This window comes from Kocuria turfanensis, assembly GCF_001580365.1.
Classification (GTDB): Bacteria; Actinomycetota; Actinomycetes; order Actinomycetales; family Micrococcaceae; genus Kocuria; species Kocuria turfanensis.
Genome location: NZ_CP014480.1, coordinates 2783609 through 2798609, shown reverse-complemented (window position 1 = coordinate 2798609; position 15001 = coordinate 2783609). Strand labels below are relative to the sequence as shown.

Sequence of the window (15001 nt, the reverse complement as noted above, 5' to 3'; positions counted from 1 at the left end):
GGATCATCCGCCCCGCGCCCCGTCCCGGGCGCGTGCCCGGGGGCGGACGTGCTCCGGGCGCAGGCCCAGGCCGATGAACCGCCCGGCCAGGTGCGGCAGGACGGGCAGCGCCCGCACCAGGCCCACCGGCAGGGGCGGCTTCGGGGGGCCGCCCCCGGGCCCGGGCACGAGCCGGCGGGCCAGCACGAGCTGGAACAGCTGGGTCACCCGGGCCGGCCACGCGCGCCGGCGCTGCACCCGCGCCAGGTCCCGGGTCCGCACTCCCCCGTCCCGCAGCCGCGGCCCGAGGAGGTTGGCCGCGGCGACCGCGTCCTGGATCGCGAGGTTCACGCCGACCCCGCCGGCCGGGGACATCGCGTGGGCGGCGTCGCCGAGGAACAGGATCCCGGGGCGCCACCAGCGGCGCAGCCGGTCCACCCGGACCCGCAGCAGCCGCACCTGGTCCCAGCTCTCGAGCGAGGCGAGGCCCTCCGCCAGCGCCGGGGCGATCCCGCGCACGCGCTCGCGCAGGGCCTCGATGCCCTGCTGCCGCAGCGCGTCGTGCTGGCCGGCCGGGATGATCAGGGCCGCCTGCCAGTACTCCCCGCGGTTCAGGGCGACCACGGCGCCGTCGCCGGCGTTGAACAGCGGCGCCTCCCGACCCGGGACCCGGGGCACCCGGAACCACAGGACGTCCATCCGCGAGGGCGAGGCGACCGGCCGCAGCCCGGCGGCCTCGCGCAGCACGGAGTCCCGGCCGTCCGTGGCCAGGACCAGCTCGGCGCGCACGTGCACGGGCGCCCCGGCGCCGTTCCGGGCGGTGACGCCGACGCAGCGCCCGTCCTCGACGAGCAGGCCGTCGGCGGGCGTCGAACGCAGGAGCCGGAAGGCGGGCAGCTCCGCGCCCCGGTCTGCGAGGAAGTCGAGGAAGTCCCACTGCGGCATGAACGCGATGAAGGGGCACCGGACGGGCAGGCGGTCGAAGCGGCCGACGACGACGCTCTCCCCGCCGAGCCCGATGGTCGCCCGGTCCACCCGCGTGTGCGGCAGGCGCAGGAAGCCGTCCAGCCAGCCGAGCTCGGCCATGAGCTCCGTGGTGGAGGGGTGGATCGTGTCCCCGCGGAAGTCGCGGAGGAAGTCGGCGTGCTTCTCGAGCACGACCACGTCCACGCCCTGGCGTGCGAGCAGCACCCCGGCCATCAGCCCGGCCGGGCCGCCGCCCACCACGCAGCAGGTGGTGGTGACGATCTCGGGAACGGCGTCGTCCATGCGGGAAACGCTACGCGCTCCCGGCCCGCTCGTGCACCAGCAGCCCGTCCTGCTCCTCGATCAGCCGCAGGGACAGCTCCTTGTAGCCCACCGAGTCGAACAGGACCGTGATCCGGTCGGGCTCCGCGCCCATCACGATCCCGTGGCCCCACTCCCGGTGGGCGACCGGGGTCTGGATCTCCCAGCCGTGCGGCGTGGCGGCGGCCCGCTCCTCGGCCTCGGCCGCGGAGCCCTCCTCCTCGCACTGGTCGCAGTTGCCGCACCACCCGTCGGTCTCCTCGCCGAAGTAGTTCAGCAGCCAGTCCCGCCGGCACCCGTCGGTCTCGGCGTAGCCGCGCATCATGTCGATCCGGGACCGGTCGATCCGGTGCTGGGACTCGGCCTCCTCGAGCGCGGCGGCCACGGCGGGACCGACCTCGGCGCCGGGGGCGGCCCGGTATCCCCGGCGCCGGGCCCGGACGCCGCCGCTGTGCTCCAGCAGGTGCAGGGCCCGGGCCTGGGCGCGCGGGCCCAGGCCGGTGTGCTCGCGCAGCTCGCGCGCGCGGACCGGGCCCTCGCGCCGGACCGCCCGGAAGACCTTCTCCAGGTCCTCCGGGTCCGGGGCGGCGCCGGCGAAGTACTGCTGCAGGCCCAGGTCCTCGGAGCGGTAGTGCAGCTCGGCCAGGGCGGGCGCGCCGTCCCGGCCGGCGCGCCCGATCTGCTGGTAGTAGCTGTCCAGGGAGTCGGGGATGTCCGCGTGCACCACGAAGCGCACGTCCGGCTTGTCGATGCCCATCCCGAACGCGGTGGTGGCCACCACGACGTCGAGCGCGTTGTCGAGGAAGCGGGCGTGCACGTCCTCCCGCTCCGGCTGCCGGCGCCCGGCGTGGTAGGCCTCGGCGCGCACCCCGCGCTCGCGCAGCTCGGCGGCGTACTCCTCCGTCTCCCGGCGGGTGGCCACGTAGACCAGGCCCGGCCCGACCAGGCCCTCGACCTGCCGGAGCAGGGCCCGCCGCTTGTCCGCGGCCTCGTGGTGGCGCACCACCCGCAGCTCGATGTTGGGCCGGTCGAAGCTCTGCACGATCACCAGCGGGTCCCGCATGCCCAGCCGGTCCACGATCTCGGCACGGGTGTGCGGGGAGGCGGTGGCGGTCAGCGCGACCACGGGCGGGTGCCCCAGGCGCTCGACGGTCTCGCTGAGCACGAGGTAGTCGGGGCGGAAGTCGTGGCCCCACGAGGAGATGCAGTGCGCCTCGTCCACCACGAACAGGGACGGCCGGTGCGCGGCGAGGCGCTCGACGGTCTCCTCGCGGGCCAGCTGCTCGGGGGCGAGGAACAGGAACTTCGCCTGCCCGTCCTCCACCGCCGCCCACGCCGCGCGCTCGCGGCGGGCGCCGACCCGGGAGTTCACCGCGAAGGCGGCCTCCGCGCCGAGGTCCTCGTTGATCGCCTCGACCTGGTCGTGCTGCAGGGCGATCAGCGGGGAGACCACCACAGCGGTGCCGGGCAGGGCGGCGCCCACCACCTGGTAGATCGCGGACTTGCCGTGGCCGGTGGGCATCACGGCCAGCACGTCCCGCCCCCCGGCCGCCGCCTCCATGGCCTCGAGCTGCCCCTCGCGGAACTCCTCGATGCCGAAGCGGGACGCGGCGACCTCCCGCAGCTGCCCGTCCGTCCGGTCCATGCTGTCCTCCTGGTGTGTCACGGATGTTCCGCCGGCGGGCCGGGGCCTAGAACGGGAACCGGGCGTGGCCCTCCTCCTGGACGGTGATCCACCGCCGCTCGCTGAACGACTCCACGCCGGCCTGACCGCCGAACTTCCCGTACCCGGACTCCTGGATCCCGCCGAAGGGCGCCTGCGGCTCGTCGGACACGGACTGGTCGTTGACGTGCACGATGCCGGTCTTCAGCCGCTGCGCCACCGAGATGCCCTCGCCCAGGTTCTCGGTGATGACACCCGCCGTGAGCCCGTAGTTGGTGTTGTTGGCGAACTCCACGGCCTCGTCCGGGCCGTCCACCTCGAAGACGGTGGTGACGGCGCCGAAGATCTCGTCGTGGAAGATGTCCATCTCGGGGGTCACGTCCGTGAGGACGGTGGCGGGGACCAGGGAGTTCTCCAGCCGGTGCCCGCCGGCCCGCAGCACGGCGCCCTTGGCCACGGCGTCGTCGATGAGCGCGTACTGCCGTGCGGCCGACCGGGCGTTGACGGCCGGACCGATCACGGTGCCCGGGTCGGCCGGGTCGCCGGTGGGCAGGTCCCGCACCTTGCGCGCGAAGCGCTCGGTGAACTCCTCCGCGATGCTGCGGTCCACGAGCACCCGGTCCACCGACATGCAGATCTGCCCGGCGTTCATGTAGGCGCCGAAGGCCGCGGCGTCCACGGCGTAGTCGAGGTCCGCGTCCCGGAGCACCACCAGGCTGTTCTTCCCGCCGAGCTCGAGCACCGCCGGCTTCAGGTGCTGCGCGGCGAGGGTGCCGATGGTGCGGCCCACGGCGGTGGATCCGGTGAAGTTCACGATCCGCACCCGCTGGTCGGAGATCAGCGCGGAGACCACCTCCGCGGCGTCCGCGCGGTCGTTGGTGACCACGTTGAGCACGCCGGCGGGCAGCCCGGCGTCGACCAGGGCGTCGGCCAGGAACAGCCCGCACGCCAGGGGCGCGTCCTCGCTGGGCTTCAGCACCACGGTGTTGCCCACGGCCAGGGGCACGGCGATGGAGCGCATGCCGAGGATGAACGGGGCGTTCCAGGGCGAGATCGCCGCGACCACCCCGTAGGGCCGGCGCACGGACATCGAGCGCACGCCCGGCATGTCCGTGGCGAGCACCTCCCCCTGGGGCAGGGTGGTGGCCCCGGCGGCCTCGCGCAGGATGTTGGCGGCCAGGTGGGTGTTGAACTCGGCCCAGCCGCGGACGCCGCCGACCTCCTGGGCCATGATCCCGGCGCCCTGCTCGATGCGCTCCTCGAGCAGGTCGGCCGCGCGCAGGAAGATCCGCCGCCGGGCGCTGGGGGTGGTGCCGGCCCACTCCTCCGCGGCCGACGCCGCGGCGTCGACGGCGCGGGTCACGTCCTCGGGGCCGCCGGCGGCGACGGTGGCGAAGACCTCGCCCGTGTAGGGGTTGATGTCCTCGGCGGTCCGGCCGCTGAGGGCGGGCACGTGCTCGCCGTCGATGATCAGGTCTCGGGTGATGCTCATGGCGCACCTTTCGCTGGACGTCGTCCCCCGGGAGGGACCTCGCATGACCGCAAGCTTACTTACCACCCGGGGGATCGCCAACGACACCGGCCGGGTGGACGGAACGGGCCCGGTCGGGGCGCAGAATGGGGCCTGTGGAACTCGTCGTCGTCGCCGCCCTCGCCATCCTCGTGGGCTCGGTGCTCCAGCGCGTCTCGGGCACCGGGGTCGGGCTCGTCGTCGCCCCCACCCTCGCGCTGCTGCTGGGGCCGGCCACCGGGGTGCTCGTCACCAACGCGACCACGACGGTCTCCGGGTTCCTCATCATGCTCTCGGTGTGGCAGCACGTCGACTGGCGGCGCTTCGCGCTGATCGCCCCGGCCGCGGCCGTGGGCGCCGTGCCGGCCGCGCTCGTGGTCCGCGAGCTGCCGGCGGCCTGGCTGCAGGTCGTGGTGGGCGGCGTGGTGCTGCTGGCCCTCACCACCATGTTCGGCCTGCCCCGCCTGCCCGACTGGCCGGGACGGCTGCCGACGGTGCTCGCCGGCACCATCGGCGGGTTCTTCAACACCACCGCCGGAGTGGCCGGGCCGGTGATGGTCATCCACGCCCGGCTGGCCCGCTGGGAGCAGCGCTCCTTCGCCGCGACCCTGCAGCCGGTGTTCATGACGATGGGCGCCCTGTCCGTGCTCACCAAGACGCTGCTCGGGGCCGCCGGGACGGGCGGGCTGCCCCCGTGGTGGGTGGCGCCCGGAGTGGTGCTCACGGTGGTGCTGGGCGTGCGGATCGGCGCCGTCGTCGCCCGCCGCGTGCCGCTGAGCGCGGCGCGCACCACCGCCCTCGTGCTCGCCGGCCTCGGCGGCGGGGTGACCCTGGTGCGCGGGCTGCTCGGCGTCCTGTGAGCGCCGGGCCGGGCGGCTCAGTCCCCGCGGGCCCGGCGGGTCGCGGCGTCGTTGGCCTTCCGGATGGCCTCGACCAGCTCCTTCTTGGTCATGTAGGAGCGGCCCTCCACGCCGAGCCGCTTCGCCACCTCGTAGAGGTGCTGCTTCGAGGCGTTGGCGTCCACGCCCCCGGCGGTCCGCGCCCCGGAGTCCCGCCCGCCCGCGGCGTGCTCGTCGGAGGGACCGTACTCCTCCTTGGCCTCCCAGTGGTCGCCGACCTTCTCGTGGGTGTGCTTGAGCGCGCTGTAGGCGGTGCGGGCCGCGCGCTCCTCGTCGCCGTACTCCTCCAGCGCCGAGTCGTAGGTCTTGGCGAAGGTGTCCTGGGCCTTCCGCCCCGAGCGCTGCAGGGTGGAGGGCAGCTCGGACTTCTTGGCGTGGTCGTCCTTGCCGGTCTTCGGCACGGGATGCTCCTTCCGTCGAGGGTTGTCGGGACGCGGCTCAGAAGACGGGCAGCCCCCCGGTGACGCCGAGGACGGTGCCGCTGACGTAGCTCGCCTCGGCCGGGCAGGCCAGGAAGACGTAGGCGCCGGCCAGCTCGGCCGGCTGCCCGATGCGCCCCAGGGGCGTGTCCCGGCCCATGTGCGCCACCGCTGCGGGCTCCTTGGTGGCCGGCTGCAGCGGGGTCCAGACGGGACCGGGGGCCACGGCGTTGACCCGGATGCCCGCCGGGCCGAGGTCGGCGGCGAGGTTGGCGGTGACGTTGTTGAGGGCCGCCTTCGTGGCGGCGTAGTCGATCATGGTCGCGGACGGGTCGTAGGCCTGCACGGACGTGGTGTTGATGATGCTGTCGCCGCGCCCCAGGTGCGGCAGCGCCGCCCGGCTGATCCACAGGGTGCCGTAGAGGTTGGTGCGCACCGCGCGCTCCAGGTCCTCCGTGCGCAGCCCCTGCAGCCCGGACTCGCCGCGGGCCCAGTGGTACCCGGCGTTGTTCACCACGACGTTGAGCCCACCGAGGCCCTCGACCGCGCGGTCCACGATCTCCTGGCAGCTCCGCTCCTCGCGCAGGTCCCCGGGCACCAGGACGGCCGTGCGGCCGGCCTTCTCGATCCACCCGACGACGTCCTGGGCGTCCTCCTGCTCCTCGGGCAGGTAGTTGATCGCGACGTCGGCGCCCTCCCGGGCGAAGGCGATGGCCACGGCCCGGCCGATCCCGGAGTCCCCGCCGGTGACCAGGGCCTTGAGCCCCTCGAGCCGGCCGCGGCCCTGCCAGGAGGACTCCCCGTGGTCGGGCACGGGGTCCATGGCCGCGGTCAGACCCGGCGGGGTCTGCTGCTGCTCGGGCATCCCGCCCTCGTCGTCGGCCATCGACCGGGCGTGCTGCGAGACGGGTCCTTCGGGCATGTCGGGCTCCTTCGATCAGGCTGCTTACGGTTCATCTGCTCCCACCCTAGGAGCCGCGGGCGGCGTTGTCTGCCCCCGGGGGCCACAAAGTTGCGCGCCGGGCCCGGACGTCCCTCGACGCTCCGCGAGTTCCGTTGATAGGTTCACGGCACGCCCTGCCCCGCGCACCGCCCGGTGCGCCGCCGACCCGGGAGAGACCGCATGAGCCCCGACATCAAGCCCCGCAGCCGTCAGGTGACCGACGGCATCGACGCCACCGCCAGCCGCGGCATGCTCCGCGCCGTGGGCATGGGAGACGCCGACTGGGAGAAGCCCCAGGTGGGCATCGCCAGCTCCTGGAACGAGATCACCCCCTGCAACCTGTCCCTGGACCGGCTCGCCCAGGGCGCCAAGGAGGGCGTCCACGCCGGCGGCGGCTACCCGCTGCAGTTCGGCACGATCTCCGTCTCGGACGGGATCTCCATGGGCCACCAGGGGATGCACTTCTCGCTGGTCTCCCGCGAGGTCATCGCCGACTCGGTGGAGACCGTGATGCAGGCGGAGCGCCTCGACGGCTCCGTGCTGCTGGCCGGCTGCGACAAGTCCCTGCCCGGCATGCTGATGGCCGCCGCCCGCCTGGACCTGGCCTCCGTGTTCCTCTACGCCGGGACCATCGCCCCGGGGTGGGTGAAGCTGACGGACGGGACCGAGAAGGACGTCACCCTGATCGACGCCTTCGAGGCCGTGGGCGCGTGCAAGGCCGGGCTGATGGGCCGGCAGGACCTGGACCGGATCGAGCGGGCCATCTGCCCCGGCGAGGGCGCCTGCGGCGGGATGTACACGGCCAACACGATGGCGTCCGTGGCCGAGGCCCTCGGGATGAGCCTGCCCGGCTCCGCCGCCCCGCCCTCGGCGGACCGGCGGCGCGACCAGTTCGCCCACCGCTCCGGGGAGGCCGTCGTCGAGATGCTCCGCCAGGGCATCACCGCCCGGGACATCCTCACCCGGGAGGCCTTCGAGAACGCGATCACGGTGCTCATGGCCCTCGGCGGGTCCACCAACGCCGTCCTGCACCTGCTCGCCATCGCGCACGAGGCGGGGGTCGAGCTGTCCCTGGAGGACTTCGACCGGATCGGCGACCGCGTCCCGCACCTGGCCGACGTCAAGCCGTTCGGCCGCTACGTGATGAACGACGTCGACCGCCACGGCGGCATCCCGGTGGTCATGAAGGCCCTGCTCGACGCCGGGCTGCTGCACGGCGGCGTCCTCACCGTCACCGGGCGGACGCTCGCCGAGAACCTCGCCGTGATCGACCCCGACCCGGTGGACGGGAAGGTCATCCGCACGCTCGACGACCCGATCCACCGCACCGGCGGGATCACGATCCTGCACGGGTCCCTGGCCCCGGAGGGGGCCGTGGTGAAGTCGGCCGGGTTCGACGCCGAGACCTTCGAGGGCCCCGCCCGGGTGTTCGAGCGCGAGCAGCCGGCGATGGACGCCCTGGAGGCGGGACGGATCACCGCCGGGGACGTGCTGGTCATCCGCTACGAGGGACCCAAGGGCGGGCCCGGGATGCGCGAGATGCTGGCCATCACCGGCGCGATCAAGGGGGCGGGCCTGGGCAAGGACGTCCTGCTGCTCACGGACGGCCGCTTCTCCGGCGGGACCACCGGCCTGTGCATCGGCCACATCGCGCCGGAGGCGGTCGACGGCGGACCGATCGCCCTCGTGCGCGACGGCGACCGGATCCGGGTGGACCTCACCACCCGCCGCCTCGACCTGCAGGTGGACGAGGAGGAGCTGGCCCGGCGCCGCAGCGGATGGGCCCCGCTGCCCCCGCAGTTCGAGGGCGGGGTGCTGGGCAAGTACGCCAAGCTGGTGCGCTCGGCCTCGGTCGGGGCGGTCACCGGCTGAGTCCGCCGTGCGATCCGGCGGTGGCCGGCACGCACCAGGCCCCCGACCGCGGTGCGGTCGGGGGCCCGGTGCGTGCCGGCTGCGGGTCCTAGACCGCGCCGCCGGCGGGACGGCCGTCGATGCGCCCGGAGGCGGGGTCGACGTCCACGTCCGCGTCCACGGCGGGATCGGTCAGCGCGGGGTCGGTCAGCGCGGGACCCGTGGGCGTGACCGGGGGGACCTCGCCCGGCACGGCCGTCTCGGGGGCCACCGGCGTGACCGTGGGGGCCGTGGGGGTCTCGGCCTCGAAGGTGACCGGCTCCGCGTCCTCGTCGGAGTCCTTCTTCTTCGCGGCCGCGGCGGCACCGGCGGCGGCCACACCGGCGGCGGCGACGCCCGCGGCGACCACCTTGCCGGAGATCCCGGCCTTGCCGTCGTCACCGCGGGAGGCGGCGGCGGCCTCGACGCCGGGGGTCCCGACGGGGGCGCCCTCGTTGACCGAGCCGCGCCACGCCCCGGTGGCGTAGCCCTCGTCCTCGATGAACTTCTTGAACCGCTCCAGGTCGCCCTCGGCCTGGTTCTCCACCACGTTCAGCTTGTCCCCGACCTTCTCCACGAGGCCCTCGGGCTCGTACTCCAGGACGAGGTGCACCTCGGTCCGGCCGTTGCCGGCCTCGTGGAACATCACGGTGCCGGCGTTGGTGGCTCCCTCGGTGGCGGCCCAGGAGACGCGGCTGTCCGGGACCTGGTCCACGATCCGCGCCTCCCACTGGCGGCGGACGCCGCCGATCTCGGCGACCCACTCGAGCCGGGAGTCGCTCAGCTGGCGGACGCTCTTGACGCCGTTCATGAACTGGGGGAAGTCCTCGAACTGCGTCCACTGGTTGTACACCGTGCTCAGGGGCACGTCGACCACAACGGTTTTCTCGACCTTGGTGCTCATGGCATCTCCTTCGATCTGTCTCGTCGGTCAGGGGTGGCGGACTCCTGCGAATTCGCCAGTGTGCTTACGGTACCTCCCCGGTCCGGCCGATGGCCAGCGGTCAGAGGTCCTCCGCCAGCAGCGGCGCCACCCGGTACGGGATGACGGTGCGCAGGAACATGCTCGTGGAGGTCCGCAGGATCCCCGGGCACAGCCGGATCTCCTCGGAGACCCGGTAGAGGTCCTCGGGGTCCCTCGCCACCACCCGGCACAGCAGGTCCGTCTGCCCGGCCGGGGCGAACACCTCGATGACCTGGGGAATGGCCTGCAGCCCGGCGATCGCCTGGTCCAGCTGGTGCTGGTCCAGCTCCACCGCCACGCTGGCGGCCAGGCCGTAGCCCAGCGCGGCGGGCGTCACCCGGGTGCTGTGCGGGCGCAGCGCGGCCCCGGTCCGGTACCGCTCGAGCCGGGCGTGGATGGTGCCGCGCGCCAGCCCGGTGCGCTGCGCCAGGGCGAGCACGGTCATGCGCGGATCCTCGTCCAGGGCCGCCAGGATCCTCCGGTCCGTCGCGTCCAGTCCGGCGCCCCCGACCCCGGAGTTCGTCATGCTGACCACCGTCACCCCTCTGCTCTACCCATCCTTGATCGATCTGATCAAGTCAAGACTAGACGTTTGCGCAGGGTGTCGAAGGCATTGTGAACTGGTGATCACACGGTGCACCAGCTGATCGGCGACGGCGCACCCGACCGGCGCGGGCCGCCCACAAAGCGCCTCGCGCCCGGACCGCTCACCACCCCGCAGCGGCAGGTCCTCCCGGCCCGCGGGAGCTCCCCGGAGCTCCCGCGGGCCGAGCACCTCCCGGGACCGCTCAGCGGCGCCCGGCCACCGACCGGCGGCAGGCGAGGAACGTCGCCACGAGGTCCCAGACGGTGATGAGCACCACGACCGCGACGCCGATCCGCGCGAACTCGTCGCCCACCCAGCCGCGCTCCCGGAGGACGGGGTTCACCACCGACTCGGTGCGCAGCACGGTGACGAGCAGCGCGGCCATGGCGAGGTCCAGCACCGCGTTGATCGCAAACAGCGCCCAGGACCAGCGCCGGCGGAGGAAGCGCAGCAGCTCCCAACCCCAGGCCAGCACCACGAGCCCGAGGTAGAGCGGCACCCACGGCGTCCACACGGCGGGGTCGAGCAGGGGCTCGCCGGCGAGCGGGCCCTCCCGCAGCAGCGGGCGCGAGAGCAGGAAGGGCGCGGCGAAGGCCAGCCCCAGGGCGAGGGTGGACCAGACCAGCTCCCCGACCGTCGTGTCCCGCGCGGGGCGCGGCGGCGGCAGCTGCTCGATCGTCCAACGCCGGGCGGGCTCGGTCGCGGGCGCCGGCGCGCCGGCATCGGCCACCCCGGTCCGCTCGGTGCGCTCGGTGCGCTCGGTGCGCTCGGTGCGCTCGGTGCGCTCCACGACCGCGTAGACGACGACGGCGATGCCCGCCCCCATCAGCGCCCCCTGCAGCGCCGCCCCGAGTGCGGGCGCGATCGAGAGCACGAGGTAGACGACCAGGTCCTCCCGGCCCGCCTCCCCGAAGAGCCGGCCCAGCAGGGTGAGCCCGCCGAACACCCCGGCCAGGACGGGCACGAGGATCCGCAGCAGCTGCAGGAAGTCCTGGTAGTGGGCGGGGCCGATCAGGTGCTGCGGGCCGGGCGCGTAGTCCTCGGCCAGCCGGGCCGGGTCGCCGAGCTCCTCGAGGGCCCGCCGCTCGGCCTCCTCCGGGGCGAGCCCGCGCGCCACGCCGTCGTCGACCATGTCGGCGACGGTGCCGCGCAGCTCGCGGGTCACGTCTTCCCGGGCCCGGGGCGGCAGGCGGCGGGAGACCTCGTGGAGGTAGCTCTCGGTGGCCGGGGTGGCGGCAGGGGCGGCGGTGGAGGTCATGGCGATCGGTCCTCGGGACGGGACGGGCGGGACAGGGCCGCGAGCGCGGCGTGCAGCCGGAGCCGCTCGGCCTCGAGGGCGTCCCGGACCCGCGCGCCGGACCCGGTGATCCGGTAGAACTTGCGGGGCCGGGACTCCTCGGTGTTCCAGTCGCTCTCGAGCAGGCCCTGGGCCTCGAGGCGGCGCAGGAGCGGGTAGAGGGTGTTGGCCTCGACGTCGAGCCCGGCGTCGGCCAGCGTGCGGAGCAGGGCGTAGCCGTAGCGGGGCTCGTCCAGGACGAGCAGACAGGCCAGGACCACGGTGCCGCGGCGCAGCTCCTGCTGGTGCGCGGCGACGAGCTGGTCCCCCGGGTCCTCCTCCATGGTTACACAATACTGTGTGGCACACACTATTGGAAGAGGCGCCGAGGCCCCGGCCGTCCGGACGTGCTCAGGCCCCGGGCGGCACGGTGTGGGTGAACGCGGCCTGGGTCCGGACGGGGACGAAGCCCACGGAGCGGTAGAGCGCGTCGGCGCGCGTGGGGTTCGCCGCGTCCACGGTCAGCTCCATCGTGGTCCACGCGCCGTCCGCCGCGGCGGCGGCCACCGTGCCGAGCAGCACCGCCCGCGCCAGTCCACGGCCGCGGGCCTCCTGTCGCGTGCCCACGCGGTCGACGTAGAGGGCGCCCTCGCGCCACTGGCTCACGGAGCAGTAGGCCAGGATCCGGCCGCCGGGCTCCCGGACCACCCGCCACAGGTCCGTGCGGGCGCTGCGGGCGCCCACCAGGTCCGCCCAAACCTCCGGCGAGCGCGCCGTCGAGCCCCAGTGGGTCGAGAAGGCGTCGTTGTGCGCCAGCCGCAGCTCCTCGGCCATGGTGTCCTCGTACGGCTCCACGCGCCCGCCGGCCGGACCGAGGGCCGGGCCGAGGGGCGGGCCGGGCAGCGGGCGGGCCATGTCGGTGAACCACCGCGCCGGGGCGTAGCCGCGCCCGGCGAGGAAGGCCCGGGCGTCCGCGCCGTCGACCCCGCCCGAGGCGGACAGCTGCACGGCGGCACCCGGGTGGCGCCGGCCGGCGGTCCGCAGGGCGCGGGCCTCCATGCGCTCGAACAGCGCGGTGGCGATGCCCCGGCCGCGCCACCGCGGGTGCACCCCGCCGCCGAGGTGCGCGCGGGCCAGGCCCTCGGCGGTCCGGGCCGTGCTCACGTGCACCTGCCCGTAGGCCACGAGGGTGCGGCCGTCCCAGACCCCACAGGTGTCCGCGGAGGCGTCCGCGCCGGCCTGGACGAGCTCCTCGGCCAGGTCGTCGGGCTCGTAGGTCTCCCCGGTGCCGTCCGCCGCGGCCAGCGCGTGGATCAGCGCGGACCACGCGGGCGTGTCCTGGAGGGTCAGCGGGCGGAAGCTCAGGTCCGTGCGGCGGGTCACAGCACGGACGCTAGCCGATCCGCCGCCCGTCCGGGGCGCATCCGGTGCGCGGCGGGGCCGTGCCGCGCCGCGGCGGCGCTCAGTCGTCCCAGCCCTCCTGCGGGGTGGCGCAGGACTCCCGGTAGACGTACTGGGAGATCCGCCGCCGCTCGCGGGAGGACCAGTCGATCGCGGGCCGGCGGTGCGCCTCCGGCACGTAGCCGAGGCGGTAGACGGCCATGAGCTCGAGGTCCTCGGGCACCTCCAGCAGCTCCACGATCTCGGCCCACCGGGCCGGGGCCTCCATGGGGAAGGAGATGAACTGGATGCCCATGCCCAGCTCCACCGTGGTCAGCCAGAGGTTCTCCATCGCCGCGCCCATCGAGAACAGCGAGTAGAACCCGGAGAGCTCCCCGGGCCGGTACTCGCGGCGGTCGAGCATCACGCCCAGCAGCAGCGGCGCCCCGGCGACGAGCTTGTGGTTCTCCGAGCCCAGCGTCTGCGGCACCCGCAGCCGGTTCATCATGGCCTGCCCGCCCGGGGTGAACGCCTTCTTGGTGAACGGGCGCAGCACGGCGGGCAGCTTGTCGAAGAGCATCCCGAAGCGCTGCTCCTCCATCTCCTGCTTGCTGAAGCGGAAGTAGCGCTTGTACCGGTCGAAGAACGTCCCCTCCGCCATCACCTGGGTCATGGACTCGGCGCTGATCCCGGCGATCCGGTCGATGGTGCCCCGGTCCTCGATCAGCACGAAGCGCCACGGCTGGCTGTTGAACTGGGAGGGCGCCGCCGCGGCGGTGCGCAGCAGCAGCCGCTGGTGCTCCGGGGACACCGGGTCCGGCAGGAACGGACCGTTGGTGGTGCGGCGGTTGAAGACGACGTCGAGGAACTCCATGTGCTCTCCGGTTCGGTCGGTGCGGTCAGCGCGCGCGGTCGGCGCGGGCTCGGATCAGGGCGGTGGCGTAGAACGGCGCCGCGGACAGCGCGGCCACGGCGTGCCGGCGCGGGTGGCCCTGGGCGGGGGTGCCCACGTGCGGCAGAGCGGCCAGCGGCAGCAGCGCCGGCGCCAGCGCACGGGCGGCCCCCCGCCGCGCGGCGGAGGACGAGCCGGCACCGAGGAGCGCGGCCAGGGCCGTCGTCGTCGTCGTGGCGATGTAGAGGGCATGGTGGATCCAGCGGAACCGGCCCGTGTGCACGAGCCCGGCCCCCACGGACGCCCCCAGCGCGGCGTTGGCCGCCCAGCACGCGCTCGCGAGGCCGATCCACGGCCCGGGCGGCGGGCCCGGGGTGCGCACGGTGTCTCCCACGGGACTCCCCTTCCGGTCTCCCCGCCCGGCACCGGACGGGAGGCCCAGTCTAGTGACGCCGGGGCCAGGGCTCGCCGGCGCCGCTCCTTGGCCAAACGTGCCGGGCCGCACCAGAATGGACAGATGCCCCGCCCCGCCCCCCGCCCCTGCCCCGACCTCTCGCGGCGGGACCCGGGCCTGCGGGAGCTCATGGACGACCCCGGCTGCGACCTCGGCGCCCTGCGGCGCACCTATGCTCGCTTCGAGGCGATCAACTCCCTGCTCGCCGGGTGGTCGGCCACCTACCGGCGGCGGATCCGCCCGCTGGCCGTCCCCGGCCGGCCCCTGACCGTCCTGGACGTGGGCTCCGGCGGCGGGGACGTCGCCCGGGCCCTGGCCCGCTGGGCGCACCGCGACGGCGTCGACCTGCGGGTCACGGGCGTGGACCCGGACGCCCGCGCCCACGAGTGGGCGGTGGGGCGCACGGCCCGCTGGTCGGCCCGGCGCCCGCACCTGGCGCCCCCGGTCTTCCGGCGCACGACCAGCCGGGAGCTCGTCGCGGCGGGCGAGACCTTCGACGTCGTGGTCTCCAACCACCTGCTCCACCACCTGGACCCCGAGCAGGTGCGGGGTCTCGTGGCGGACTCGGAGCGGCTGGCCCGCCGCCTCGTGGTGCACAACGACCTGGTGCGCAGCCCGGCGGCCTACCGGCTGTACTCGGTCGGCGTCCTGCCCCTGGCCCCGGGCTCCTTCCTGCGCACCGACGGGCTGCGCTCGCTGCGCCGGGCCTACGTCCCCGACGAGCTGCGCGCGCTGGCCGGACCGGGGTGGGAGGTCCGCCCGGGCACGTTCGCGTACCAGCAGCTGGTGCGCGTGCGTTCACTTCCGGTTCAGCCGCGTGGCCCAGGCTGACAGCGACGATCGGACGAGCGGGCCGGAC

At 74.7% G+C, this 15001-nt stretch carries 15 protein-coding genes; 3 read left to right on the top strand and 12 right to left on the bottom strand.

All coding sequences use genetic code 11. The features are described 5' to 3' along the window. Nucleotides 1-3 precede the first annotated feature (3 nt). The 3 genes from AYX06_RS12850 to AYX06_RS12840 are packed head-to-tail and all read right to left on the bottom strand — an operon-like array spanning nt 4 to nt 4421. Nucleotides 4-1248, bottom strand: a complete 1245-nt coding sequence (locus AYX06_RS12850; RefSeq protein WP_062736105.1) for an FAD-dependent oxidoreductase — start codon at nt 1246-1248, stop codon at nt 4-6. A 10-nt stretch (nt 1249-1258) separates the two neighbouring features. Continuing rightward, nucleotides 1259-2911 (bottom strand): RecQ family ATP-dependent DNA helicase, encoded by a 1653-nt coding sequence (locus AYX06_RS12845; RefSeq protein WP_062736104.1) that lies wholly within the window; start codon nt 2909-2911, stop codon nt 1259-1261. Nucleotides 2912-2957: 46 nt separating this feature from the next. After that, nucleotides 2958-4421, bottom strand: a complete 1464-nt coding sequence (locus AYX06_RS12840) for an aldehyde dehydrogenase family protein (protein ID WP_062736103.1) — start codon at nt 4419-4421, stop codon at nt 2958-2960. Nucleotides 4422-4546: 125 nt separating this feature from the next. On the opposite strand from AYX06_RS12840, the gene AYX06_RS12835 reads away from it, so the two are divergent. Beyond that, a complete protein-coding gene (locus tag AYX06_RS12835; protein ID WP_062736102.1) occupies nt 4547-5299 on the top strand; it encodes a TSUP family transporter in 753 nt (250 codons plus the stop codon). Between the two features lie 17 nt (nt 5300-5316). Here the strand turns inward: AYX06_RS12835 and AYX06_RS12830 are convergent, their stop codons facing one another. Together AYX06_RS12830 and AYX06_RS12825 are read right to left on the bottom strand one after the other, a co-directional pair. Then, nucleotides 5317-5739: a ChaB family protein gene (locus AYX06_RS12830; protein ID WP_062736101.1), complete on the bottom strand. Its 423-nt coding sequence runs from the start codon at nt 5737-5739 to the stop codon at nt 5317-5319. A gap of 37 nt (nt 5740-5776) precedes the next feature. Further along, nucleotides 5777-6679, bottom strand: coding sequence for an SDR family oxidoreductase (locus tag AYX06_RS12825; protein WP_062736100.1), 903 nt, complete (start codon nt 6677-6679; stop codon nt 5777-5779). Nucleotides 6680-6880: 201 nt separating this feature from the next. Between AYX06_RS12825 and ilvD the strand changes: the two genes are divergently transcribed. Then, entirely contained in the window at nt 6881-8572 is a 1692-nt protein-coding gene (gene ilvD / locus AYX06_RS12820) for a dihydroxy-acid dehydratase (RefSeq protein WP_062736099.1), read from the top strand. Nucleotides 8573-8660: 88 nt separating this feature from the next. On the opposite strand, the gene AYX06_RS12815 is transcribed toward ilvD, so the two are convergent. The 7 genes from AYX06_RS12815 to AYX06_RS12785 all read right to left on the bottom strand — a co-directional run bounded on the left by AYX06_RS12815 (nt 8661) and on the right by AYX06_RS12785 (nt 14082). Further along, complete coding sequence (locus AYX06_RS12815) at nt 8661-9494, bottom strand: SRPBCC family protein (protein ID WP_062736098.1); 834 nt, start codon at nt 9492-9494, stop codon at nt 8661-8663. A gap of 100 nt (nt 9495-9594) precedes the next feature. Further along, on the bottom strand, nt 9595-10080 hold the full coding sequence (locus AYX06_RS12810; RefSeq protein WP_062737055.1) for an Lrp/AsnC family transcriptional regulator: 486 nt from the start codon (nt 10078-10080) through the stop codon (nt 9595-9597). Nucleotides 10081-10342: 262 nt separating this feature from the next. Beyond that, the gene (locus AYX06_RS12805) at nt 10343-11398 is read right to left on the bottom strand and encodes a permease prefix domain 1-containing protein (RefSeq protein ID WP_062736097.1); all 1056 of its coding nucleotides are present in this window, start codon (nt 11396-11398) and stop codon (nt 10343-10345) included. Further along, nucleotides 11395-11760, bottom strand: a complete 366-nt coding sequence (locus tag AYX06_RS12800) for a PadR family transcriptional regulator (RefSeq protein ID WP_062736096.1) — start codon at nt 11758-11760, stop codon at nt 11395-11397. Before AYX06_RS12800 ends, AYX06_RS12805 begins: the two co-directional genes overlap by 4 nt. A 67-nt stretch (nt 11761-11827) precedes the next feature. Next, nucleotides 11828-12799 (bottom strand): GNAT family N-acetyltransferase, encoded by a 972-nt coding sequence (locus AYX06_RS12795; protein ID WP_062736095.1) that lies wholly within the window; start codon nt 12797-12799, stop codon nt 11828-11830. A 79-nt stretch (nt 12800-12878) separates the two neighbouring features. Beyond that, on the bottom strand, nt 12879-13670 hold the full coding sequence (locus tag AYX06_RS12790; protein WP_062736094.1) for a nitroreductase family protein: 792 nt from the start codon (nt 13668-13670) through the stop codon (nt 12879-12881). 25 nt (nt 13671-13695) lie between these two features. Beyond that, nucleotides 13696-14082 (bottom strand): hypothetical protein, encoded by a 387-nt coding sequence (locus AYX06_RS12785; RefSeq protein ID WP_232319310.1) that lies wholly within the window; start codon nt 14080-14082, stop codon nt 13696-13698. Nucleotides 14083-14205: 123 nt separating this feature from the next. Between AYX06_RS12785 and AYX06_RS12780 the strand changes: the two genes are divergently transcribed. Beyond that, nucleotides 14206-14973, top strand: coding sequence for a methyltransferase domain-containing protein (locus AYX06_RS12780; RefSeq protein ID WP_062736093.1), 768 nt, complete (start codon nt 14206-14208; stop codon nt 14971-14973). The last annotated feature ends 28 nt before the right edge of the window (nt 14974-15001 follow it).

Bases quoted from the DNA above. Each gene is read 5' to 3' on its own strand.
- AYX06_RS12810 (WP_062737055.1), bottom strand. From the start codon at position 10,080: ATGACGAACTCCGGGGTCGGGGGCGCCGGACTGGACGCGACGGACCGG.
- AYX06_RS12825 (WP_062736100.1), bottom strand. From the start codon at position 6,679: ATGCCCGAAGGACCCGTCTCGCAGCACGCCCGGTCGATGGCCGACGAC.
- ilvD (WP_062736099.1), top strand. From the start codon at position 6,881: ATGAGCCCCGACATCAAGCCCCGCAGCCGTCAGGTGACCGACGGCATC.
- AYX06_RS12835 (WP_062736102.1), top strand. From the start codon at position 4,547: ATGGGGCCTGTGGAACTCGTCGTCGTCGCCGCCCTCGCCATCCTCGTG.
- AYX06_RS12805 (WP_062736097.1), bottom strand. From the start codon at position 11,398: ATGACCTCCACCGCCGCCCCTGCCGCCACCCCGGCCACCGAGAGCTAC.
- AYX06_RS12840 (WP_062736103.1), bottom strand. From the start codon at position 4,421: ATGAGCATCACCCGAGACCTGATCATCGACGGCGAGCACGTGCCCGCC.
- AYX06_RS12780 (WP_062736093.1), top strand. From the start codon at position 14,206: ATGCCCCGCCCCGCCCCCCGCCCCTGCCCCGACCTCTCGCGGCGGGAC.
- AYX06_RS12800 (WP_062736096.1), bottom strand. From the start codon at position 11,760: ATGGAGGAGGACCCGGGGGACCAGCTCGTCGCCGCGCACCAGCAGGAG.
- AYX06_RS12845 (WP_062736104.1), bottom strand. From the start codon at position 2,911: ATGGACCGGACGGACGGGCAGCTGCGGGAGGTCGCCGCGTCCCGCTTC.
- AYX06_RS12790 (WP_062736094.1), bottom strand. From the start codon at position 13,670: ATGGAGTTCCTCGACGTCGTCTTCAACCGCCGCACCACCAACGGTCCG.
- AYX06_RS12850 (WP_062736105.1), bottom strand. From the start codon at position 1,248: ATGGACGACGCCGTTCCCGAGATCGTCACCACCACCTGCTGCGTGGTG.
- AYX06_RS12815 (WP_062736098.1), bottom strand. From the start codon at position 9,494: ATGAGCACCAAGGTCGAGAAAACCGTTGTGGTCGACGTGCCCCTGAGC.